The sequence below is a fragment of the Hymenobacter wooponensis genome (assembly GCF_004745865.1).
In the GTDB taxonomy this organism is placed as follows: Bacteria; Bacteroidota; Bacteroidia; order Cytophagales; family Hymenobacteraceae; genus Hymenobacter; species Hymenobacter wooponensis.
The window spans coordinates 1-10,038 of the sequence record NZ_SRKZ01000006.1; the positions used below are offsets into that span (position 1 = coordinate 1).

The following is a 10,038-nucleotide window of genomic DNA, read 5'->3' on the forward strand; positions in this document are numbered from 1 at the left end:
CAACCCGGCAGTCTGCGCACCCGACGACGAAACGCAGGGTGGAATGATGACTATATGAGCCAGCTTTTAACCTGCGTCCGCGAAAACTGCCGGATGGCAGTCCTCTAAATTTGATGCGTACGCCCTGGATATATAGTAGCTCTGCCTACGCCGAGCAACTTACCAATTTCTGCTACTGTTTTATCCTGCTGTAGATAGAGCGTTTTGGCTGCTTGAGCTTTGGATAAAGCTTCTTTAGATAAGCCTTTAGGGCGGCCGCCCTGACGTCCTCTAGCACGAGCTGCCGTGAGTCCGGCTCTTGTCCGTTCACGGATGATATCTCGCTCAAACTCGGCCAAAGATGCAAACAAGTTGAACATAAGCCGGCCTTGGGCAGTAGTCGTGTCTAAGTGGTCCTGCAGGCTAATGAAGTGCACACTCTGCTGCTGAAAACTGGTAACTAGTGTAACTAACTCTTTCAGCGAGCGCCCCAGTCGATCAAGTTTCCATACGACGAGTGTATCGCCAGATCGCAGCTGGGTTAGCAGACGCTGTAGGGCGGGACGATCTTTTCCAGAAGATGCTTTTTCCTGCACTACCTCAGCGCAGCCGTAGGCGTTCAGAGCGTCGGTTTGCAAATGCAACTGCTGATCTGCAGTACTCACGCGGGCGTAGCCAAAAATCATCTGAAATATTCTCAAGAAGTCAACGAGCACTAAGATAACGAGCCATTGATTATTGAGAACAAGAGATGAGACATAATCTGGGCAAGCTGTGCGACAGCATTAAGATAGCAGGTAGGGTGCTACAAAAACGTCCGTATTTTGAGACAGGCGCTCACGATGAAATAGCCTAACATATCGTCGTTACAAACAGATATTTTAGTCACTTAATCTACCCAGTACACTCGCCAATCGATCTCCTTACTTAGTACGTACCGAAAGTTTTAGTGGCAGCATAGGTCCACAGCCGTCATACTTCCATTAGAACTCATTAGGCTTGACACAACCTATAAGCAGGTTATTACAGCAATTGAATAAGCTGTGTGAACAATCAATTACAGCCAAATAATTTTATTATTCCTATATAACATATTATTTCGCCCGTACTATTGATGATATATCACTGTAGTATCTCTCTAAAATATTAGAATACACTTATATGTATTTCCGCTCCTCGACGCTTGACGACTTGTTACATCAAGCTATTACAGAACTTCTTGCGCTACCTATTAGTGTGAAATCTACGCGGGGAAACTCCAGCGAACTTTTAGGCGTCATGCTACATCTGGAAAACCCACTGGCTCGCTTGAGTAGAACAGAGACTAAGGGAAAGCCATTTAGCGCTATAGGTGAGTTGCTTTGGTATCTCTCAGCTAGTGATGATGCTAATTTTATATCCTATTATATCGAAGCGTACAAGGACGAAACTGTGGATGGCAAAACTATACACGGTGCCTACGGCCCTCGTCTATTCAATTTCCGGAATCAGTACAATCAAGTGCAAAACGTGCTTGATATTCTGAGAAGAAAGCCTTCGACTAGGCAGGCAGTAATCCAGCTACTTGATGCCTCAGACATCGCAGCCAAGCGCAAGGAAGTCCCCTGCACCTGCACCCTACAATTTTTTGTAAGAGAGCAGAAACTTCACATGCTTACACACATGCGTTCTAACGACGCATTTAAAGGATTACCGCATGACGTTTTTGCATTTACCATGATGCAAGAAATGTTAGCACGTGAGCTTTCATTGCAGCTAGGTGATTATAAGCATTTCGTAGGCAGTTTACACTTATATGAATCTGATATAAACAAAGCCAAGGAGTATTTATCAGAAGGGTATCAATCTGCTTCCGGTGATTTATTCATGCCCAGTATTCCTGATGCACAGCCTTTAGCTGTACTCCCCTACCTCCTCGAAGTGGAACAGGAAATTAGAAATGGAAATATCATAAATCTAGACAATATTAATGTAAACGATTACTGGAAAGATATTATTAGATTATTATTAGTATTTAGATTAATTAAGAATAAAAATAAGGATAAAAATAATTTTCATAATATCATCGAAGAAATGAACACTGATGTATATAATACGTATATTTATAAAAGAGTTGAAGCAATAGAACGACATGAACAAATTCAACATAGAAATAGAAAATTTGATCAAAAAAATGAATAGCATTGAATTTAATAATTCAAGTGCTATTACATTAGCTTGCCCGGTGCCCTATTTCGGCAATATACATAACGCTAAAATTGCAACCGTCGGTATCAATCCCAGCAATTTAGAATTTCTAGATAACAACAACATAGAGTTAGGCAGGTGGAATAGAAGATTTCCTACCCTTACCTCACTAGGACTATCTAGCTGGGCTAACGCTAATGAGAGACATTTTGATCTGATAGAAGAGTCTTGTACGAATTACTTCAAAAGCAATCCATATGATATGTGGTTTAAGAAATTAGATCACATTATATCTGGCTCTAATTACTCATATTATTTTCCACTGGAAAATGCTTGTCATTTAGATTTGATTCCTTATGCCACAAAACAAAAGTGGTCAGAACTCAGCAACGCACAGCGAAACTACTTAATTCATATCAGTGGTGACATTATCAGATCAATGATAAATAAGTCATCCGTCACTCATCTTATATTGAATGGAAAAACTGTAATTAATCTATTTAGCCAGATGTTTAATATTGAATTAACAGAATTGCCTATGGTAAACTGGAGTTTACCTAGGAAAACGACTGATAACGTCAAAGGAATAAGTTACGTTGGCATCTTACGAACAACTAATAAGGACCTCACTAATCGAGATATTATAGTTTTAGGTTACAACCATAACATTCAAAGCAGTTTCGGTGTAACCTCACAGGTTCAAAAAGAGATTCGAAATTGGGTTTCCCATAATGTTATCACAGGATATGAGGCTGAAAGACAAGTCGCTTGCTAATGAATTACGAGAGAAGCTTACCAGCTTCTCTCACAAACCTCTTCTGGGCATTCAGTCATCAGAAAAGCTTAACTGCCTGATAGGGCAACTCGTGGATAGCGTTAGAAGAGTAAAATATGTTACTACTATACTTCGGCGAGACGTAACGGATGCAGTAGCTGACCCTAACAGTATCGCTTTTGACCCTATTAAAGCTGCTGTTTGGCATATCACGCATGGTGATGTCAATGAAGCATTCTGGTTGTCATTTTTATCCGTGCACTTTGGCAAGCACAAAGACAGTGAGTGGAATTTGGCAAAGGCTGTCTATGGGGCACTTGGTTCTTCGCGCATTTGGACGTGGAACAAAGTCAGCACCGACCTTGAGGCCTTCTTACTCTGGCTAGCAGAAAATGCAGATCAGATTAAAGCTCAAGGCAGCTTCGGCAACCACCGTAAATACGAAAGCATTTCACCTCGCAGAGCACATGGAACGGCGGACACAATTGCTGGATATATCCGTTGGGTAGGAGACGATGCTGATCACCGTTCCCTTGTACAACGTGCAATAACAGAGGCAGGAGATAATCCGCGTGAGCTATTCAAATACTTATACAAATCGATGAGCTCTGTACCTCGTTTTGGCCGGATTGCCAAATTTGACTTCTTGTCCCTTCTGGGCAAACTACAGCTCATGCCTATTGAGCCAGATTCAACTTATATGAATGAAGCCACAGGTCCCTTACGAGGTGCCCGCTTGCTATTCGATGATGATCTAAATTCTACTTCATCCCCAAATGCTTTAAACGCTGTACTCCATCAACTGGAAGCCCACTTAGGGCTGCCCTTTGGCATGCAAGTCCTCGAAGACGCTATTTGTAACTGGCAGAAGTCACCCGCACATTATCACCACTTCAGAGGATGAGAAGATAAAGTCTCATAGTTTTCAGGCCTAAACTTAAAACCCCTTTCCATTTTGTCCGAAGAAGTTACGGTGTGACTGCACCCACTTCTTGAAACCCCGAAGGCCTCCACGCCTCCGGGGTTTCGCCATTTATAGGCAACCGACGTTGACGAGGTGGATACTGTGCGTTAAGTATAACACACAGAAATCCGCATTTATGGTCTATAAATGCGGATTTCTGTGTGTTTACTAATGATTTATAAGAGGTGCATTATAGCATCTGCGACTCAGGTGGAAGCGGGTGCTTGCTCAACGGATTCCACGAACTTGACGAGCGCAGTAACGTTCCTAAAAATCAGAAAGCTTTCCTCTCGATTCAGTAGTGTATTATCGTGGGCCAAGCTGTCATTGTTACGTACCGCATTGAATGAGGACAGCAGAGTGATGGAATATTTCAGAATGTTCAGTGACATTTCTGACTTAATTTTTCCTGCTGCACGCAGCCCATTTACATACTTCCCAAATACAGCGTTTAATGGCTCATCCTTATTGGTGGAAACACCATGCTTGTAACACAACTGCCGGAAGTATTTGATTAGGAAGGTGTGTAGCCGGTCTAAGCCTACAGCTGGCTCGCCTTTTTCAATACTTTCTACTACTTGACGAGCCAGTAGTTTGAAATTATCATCGTAGGTAACAGCCTTTAGTTCCTGAAGATGCTCAGTACCTTCGACACCTAACAATCGCTCGCAGGTCTGCGTGGACGCTGTAAACGCTTGTTGCTCTTCCTCGGAAATCTCCTCGCCCATGACTTGCTGGGTATGAGTCCAGAACTCCGGAACGGCCGCCAGCAAATCCCTAGTCAAAGTCCCAACAACATGATCAGATTCTAAGCGCCAGAATTCCCGAAGCCTGTTGGCCTTTGATACGCCCTTTGCGCTGTATTTCTCATCCTGAATATCCAACCCTACACTGTCAGCAACCAGGGATCGTAGTGTACCATTTGTAAAGCCTAGCACGAAACCAGTACTCATACGGAACAGCTTTTCGAGTTTATTTTTTTCTACGATCCCAAGGCTGGACATACGCAAGCATAATCAGATTAGGCCAACGGGGCCGACCCAAATCTAGTCATTAGATGACACCTTCCGGTTATTGGGTAATCGCGCGTCCTGCTTGTTGAGCTTGAAGAAATTACTGCACGTAGGCTGGCACTGAATAAGTGCCTTATAGCCTTTACATAAGAACTACCTCCCCAATTGCAAGCACATCTATTGGGCAACTAAGACAATTCTTTTATTATACAGCCTTTACTAATTCTCCCACTGATATCTTCTCTTATAGGTATTCAGCTGTTTAGGCGTTATACGTTTACTAAACTGTAATTGTCCTACTACTATACCAGGCGAGACCCCTACTTCCATAGAAAAGCCGACTATCCCTTTTTTAGTTAATGGAATTCTTTGCATTCTCTGCCGAAACTGTTCTGGGATCAATACTTCAGCAGAAAACCTGTTAGCCTCATCCTCTCGATGATCTAAGAAGTCTTCTGCTTCTCCCTCTAAGAAAAGGTTATTCCCATGAAGCAATAGGTGCCCTGCTTCATGGAAGAACGTAAACCAAAATTGATCGTCAGAGAGGTACCGAAAGCTCAATTGCATCACGGCTTTATCTGCGCTAATAAACTTGGTTGCTCCGCTAGCAAAACATCCAGTGGGCGTACGTACAACAACTACTGCTACCCCACATGTCGCACACAGATCAATTAGCTTTGGCAAGAATACACCTGGGTCTTTCTGGCGCGTCAACTTGCGGATTTCTGATAAAATATTCCTAAAAGCTATCGCATTCCAAGGTTGGCAATTAATGTGAGCAGCTTGTATTTCTCCTTGCCGTATCCAAGCTGCAGTAGCTGCATACCTTTCTTTAAAAGCTAAACTTTTACGGAATAATGCAGTACCTAATTCAGCTTTATACTTTGCATCCCATGATTCGATATTATCGACATCAAAAAACGAGATTAAATCCGAGAATTTATCTCCTACTTGACTTAGCCAGCCAAACTTGAGCATATCTCTGACTGGTAGTTGGCTCACCCAAACCTTTCGTTCTAACTGCTGAACTGAAATAATAGCCTCTTGGTATTGCAGCTCACGCTTAATCCAAAACTCAGTTGAAGCACCTAAATAGCTTGAAAGTTTATTAGCAATGTCGCGGGTAACCGATCTACTCCCTTGCAGTAACTCATTAGCATGCAAAATTGATAAATTCATCATTGCAGCAAAAGCACTTGGTGGAATTTCCTGCTCTTCAAGTATAGCTGCTATTGTATTACCGGGTGGGGAAACCCAATTAGGGCTAAAATTACTTAATTTATTCATCACCCTTGAACATCAATGATTATTAATTTACGAACTTTTTCCCAATTTATAATACCACTCAACAAAGTTGGTGTTTTGATCGGATTGCAGCCAACTAATAACTTATAGCCGTTTGCAAGATTGATCTGATATTTCTGGCCTGCCGAACCTAATATTTCTGTAGGACTTCCAAATGGCAAATCAAAAATATTATTAGCGGCCATTAAATCAGACAACATACTCTGTAAAGATTTAGCTACTGAAACGCCTAAAATTTCTTCAGCAAATAGTTTATCCTCGCAGATTTTTCTCATATGTATACTATCGAAAGCTAATTCCAATGCATTGCAGTTTAAGGGTAGATGCCTCTAATGCAGATGTATTAATCCGGTGAGTTTCGGCTTTGTCTGCGATACTCATCTAGAGTGGGGTCACCCTCTGTTGCAACACGAATAGCCATCACAGCTACTTGGATTGCCTCTTTGACTACGCGATCCCATGACTCATCTAGTAAGGCTTTAGCCAGTTCGCCTACTTCTTCTGTTAGGGCGGTCATGCTGCCTTGTGGGTTGGGAAATTTAAGCCGCGCGCGGGCTAACTCTTCGTGAATAGCAGTGAAAACTGCTGCATCAGGCACTTTTTTTGTCATGGACGAAACGGATTGCTTGGCCAAAAGTAAGACTTCTTTCGCTAGCCAAGATAGAGAGGGTGAAGCATCTACAGAATTAAATGTTGTAGGCATAATCTGCTATATACAATAGTATAAATGAGACACAATTAGAGTATCCCTAGTCTTACGAGGTCATGCTGAATCGCTGAAAACGCCTATTTGCATTGATTTTGCGATGATTAGCTACTACTACAGATTCATACCAAAATGGCATGGCTTATACACCCTACAATCAGAGAGTGCAAGCGATATGGTGCTACTCCGTAACATTAAGGAATCGCCTAAGCCTGGATTAAAATAATTCAGACGCTCATACAAGTATCGCCTTGGGAACAGGTAATGCCTAGTCTTCAAACATTCTCTTAAGTGTTACGTGTTACCGGTCAGCACTAGTATGGTGGAGATAAAGCATATAGTAACAGACGTTACATGGCGCTAACGCACCTCAAAGTAATATTCTAGTAGTCTGCTTTTTTATCCTTTGCTGTAGACTTAACAGCAGGTTCGTTCTTTGATAACTTACCTAGGCTGAATGATCCTTTTATAAATACATTAAATTTATCTCCTATTCCATCGACGCCTACACCAATCATAGAGGGAAAATTAAAATTATTATATACAACTGCCTCATCCATTACATTGAACATTACACCGGGACGCAATTTTGTATTTTTAGTAATATTTGATTGCATTACCAAATACGGGATAGCATTAAGTTTCCACAAAAAAACCGGATATGAAACAGTAAATCTAACTTGATTTACATTGTTTTTTAAAGTCCCATACCTCCCTTTGAATTCATTAGCAGCCACAATATTAGGTGTTGCAATAGCAGGCCCGATATCTTGAAACTGCATTAAATCATCATCGTTCCAAGTTCTTTTATAAGCAAAACGAAGTGAGACTATCCTTCTAAAGTGCCACTTGGAATTACTCTGTTGTTCTTTATAGAAGTAGTTATAGTTTGCTTCAAACCCCAGCGTCCATGGGTATTCTTTTGATACTTTTTCAGTCTTAGAGTTATAAAAATTGAAATTATCAAAGCTTCCAATAACACCAAACCCAAGAGTAATCGTCCCGCCCGTTCTATCAAGTTTATAAATGGTATCAATCGCAGACTGATATCCTAATTTCAATTGAAGCCCAGGTGTTTTTAAGACCTGAGTTAGAACTGGCGTTTCACCGGAATTAAGTAAAGAAATACGTGTAGAAACACCTCGAAGTTTATACATAGTAGTAACTGTATCTCTAGAATCATTTGTATAAAAATAACGAACCCGCCATCTTGGCCAAGAAAATGCCAAACTTAATGGTTCATCAGAATCGATATCAACACGATAATTCTTCAAAGCATAGTAATTAAAGACAGTCTCTCCCTTACTATCAATGCCAAGTTCTTGAGCATTCGCTTGAAAGCAAATAAAAAAAACAATCCAAAAAACATGTAAAAATTTTCTCATGGATTTATATTTTTTTTGAGTGTTTTTGCGAACACAACAAATGCTAATTAATATTTTGTATATATTGTTTAATCTATAAAAACATCTACTTCAATTATTTTAGTTGATATATTTTTGAACCATAATTCTTGAAGTTGCACCATTTCATTAACAATCAATGAAGCTTCACTTTCAGAAAATTTATAAAAATTCATTAGATACGAAATACTATTATAATCATTTCCACCCTCAATTTCCTTATAATTAAATCCCATTTCTTTTAAATTTAAACAAACCAATGATAAACCTATCACAAAATGCGAAGGAATAAGAGCTAATTCTCTCAAGAAATTAGAAACTCCCGCTGCCCAATTTGTAATAGGAACCACCACATCTAAGTTATTTCTTAATTCGATTAAGGGCCTATTTGCTTCCAACAATTTACCTATATACAAAATTTCATCATGCCGCTTTGAATAACTCAATGCACGACACATTGCAAATGCAATTTCAATCTTTATACATTCAACTTCTTCGCAACTTATTTTTCTTGTTTTATCAAATATAAAACCAGTAAAAATATCCTTCGATTTAAGTTTACTAAGTACTTCTGTTGCAGAAATACCGTCATTAAAATTATCATAAGCATTTTCTGATAAAATCGATACAGGTTTTCTTAATATCAAATTATCGGTAGCCATATTTAATTTTAAAATATCGTCCAAAGCATCAACAATAAATTGAACAGCTAAAGCGGCATTTTTCAACGATGATTCCACCTTTTTACCAGAGATGGGTTCTTGGCTTTTAAGGATATCTGTAAAGGCACTTGCATGACCGTAGCCTATGTCTAACTGGATATGACCTTTCCAAGATTCGAAGAAACCTGGCAAGTTATACGATGTTTCAACTTGGTTGTAGAAGTCACAGCATTGTTTATAATATGATGCTGTAGATTCTTGGAAGTATGCTACCATAATATGTGCAAGCCAGTCATCTTCAGCAAGTCGCAACATCTGCTGATCAATTGCTATTGATGAAGGTAGAGGCACGTAGTTTTTAACATCATCAGAAGTTATACCTAAACGTTTATCATTGATCATATAATAATATTCACAATGAGGATACTCCTCTAAAGCGCTTTCTAAGAAAACTTTTCGTACATCTGGACGGCTAGAGAAAGCAGCACATCTTGAAGCCGTAACTCCAGCCGATCTTGACAAATGATAATTATGAAGCACCCAAGCAATAAACCCACTCTCACTTAATTCTCCATTGCGCAACTTATCCCATATAGGGTGCGAATAATATAAGGCATGCCAAATTGTAGACATAATCTCGAATACCTCTAGCACTTCATATAATTTATATATTTCCTTACGCTTGTGCGCAAACATTCCTATTTCTTTAAACAAATTTAATAAATTGGCAACCTCTGTATCATTAATATCAACTATACTGGCAAGATATCTTTTAGCAACAAAGTCATTCATACCCTCAACGGTATCTAACTTCCTTTTAGGCACCTGGAATTGCCAGAAAGCATAATCTAAATATATTGTTTCCAATTTCTCATGTACGACTACAGATTTACGCAGGTATTCCATGATTAGTCTTTGACAATTAGGTTAATTTATCAATGCCATTTTCGCAGTCAATTCGCTATAACGACCTTTTTTCTAACTCAACTTTGGTTCTCAGTACATATATTGATCGTACAGTGTACCTGTTTTTATAGTGGCGTT

General features: G+C 39.8%; 10 protein-coding genes. 3 read left to right on the forward strand and 7 right to left on the reverse strand.

Features of this window, described 5'->3' with window-relative positions; translation table 11 throughout:
- Positions 1-104: 104 nt before the first annotated feature.
- Positions 105-680 carry a recombinase family protein gene (locus tag EU557_RS19120; protein ID WP_245326329.1) on the reverse strand — a complete coding sequence of 192 codons (576 nt, stop codon included), beginning with the start codon at positions 678-680 and terminating at the stop codon, positions 105-107.
- Positions 681-1,140: 460 nt separating this feature from the next.
- Here EU557_RS19120 and EU557_RS19125 point away from each other — a divergent pair, with 460 nt between their 5' ends.
- Genes EU557_RS19125 through EU557_RS19135 form a run of 3 tightly spaced genes read left to right on the forward strand, consistent with a single transcriptional unit; the run spans position 1,141 to position 3,845 of the window.
- Positions 1,141-2,160, forward strand: a complete 1,020-nt coding sequence (locus EU557_RS19125; protein ID WP_135532092.1) for a thymidylate synthase — start codon at positions 1,141-1,143, stop codon at positions 2,158-2,160.
- A complete protein-coding gene (locus tag EU557_RS19130; RefSeq protein ID WP_135532093.1) occupies positions 2,111-2,941 on the forward strand; it encodes a hypothetical protein in 831 nt (276 codons plus the stop codon). Before EU557_RS19125 ends, EU557_RS19130 begins: the two co-directional genes overlap by 50 nt.
- Entirely contained in the window at positions 2,913-3,845 is a 933-nt protein-coding gene (locus EU557_RS19135; RefSeq protein ID WP_135532094.1) for an alpha-glutamyl/putrescinyl thymine pyrophosphorylase clade 3 protein, read from the forward strand. The genes EU557_RS19130 and EU557_RS19135 overlap by 29 nt, the downstream gene beginning before the upstream one ends.
- A 266-nt stretch (positions 3,846-4,111) precedes the next feature.
- Here the strand turns inward: EU557_RS19135 and EU557_RS19140 are convergent, their stop codons facing one another.
- The 6 genes from EU557_RS19140 to EU557_RS19165 form a co-directional block, all read right to left on the reverse strand.
- Positions 4,112-4,909: an abortive infection family protein gene (locus EU557_RS19140; RefSeq protein WP_135532095.1), complete on the reverse strand. Its 798-nt coding sequence runs from the start codon at positions 4,907-4,909 to the stop codon at positions 4,112-4,114.
- A 228-nt stretch (positions 4,910-5,137) separates the two neighbouring features.
- Positions 5,138-6,205 (reverse strand): ImmA/IrrE family metallo-endopeptidase, encoded by a 1,068-nt coding sequence (locus tag EU557_RS19145; RefSeq protein WP_135532096.1) that lies wholly within the window; start codon positions 6,203-6,205, stop codon positions 5,138-5,140.
- Positions 6,205-6,498 (reverse strand): hypothetical protein, encoded by a 294-nt coding sequence (locus EU557_RS19150; protein ID WP_135532097.1) that lies wholly within the window; start codon positions 6,496-6,498, stop codon positions 6,205-6,207. Before EU557_RS19150 ends, EU557_RS19145 begins: the two co-directional genes overlap by 1 nt.
- A gap of 68 nt (positions 6,499-6,566) precedes the next feature.
- Positions 6,567-6,857: a nucleoside triphosphate pyrophosphohydrolase family protein gene (locus EU557_RS19155; RefSeq protein ID WP_167855277.1), complete on the reverse strand. Its 291-nt coding sequence runs from the start codon at positions 6,855-6,857 to the stop codon at positions 6,567-6,569.
- Positions 6,858-7,312: 455 nt separating this feature from the next.
- Positions 7,313-8,314 carry a hypothetical protein gene (locus tag EU557_RS19160; protein ID WP_135532099.1) on the reverse strand — a complete coding sequence of 334 codons (1,002 nt, stop codon included), beginning with the start codon at positions 8,312-8,314 and terminating at the stop codon, positions 7,313-7,315.
- Between the two features lie 68 nt (positions 8,315-8,382).
- Complete coding sequence (locus tag EU557_RS19165; RefSeq protein ID WP_135532100.1) at positions 8,383-9,900, reverse strand: thiaminase II/PqqC family protein; 1,518 nt, start codon at positions 9,898-9,900, stop codon at positions 8,383-8,385.
- Positions 9,901-10,038: the final 138 nt, after the last annotated feature.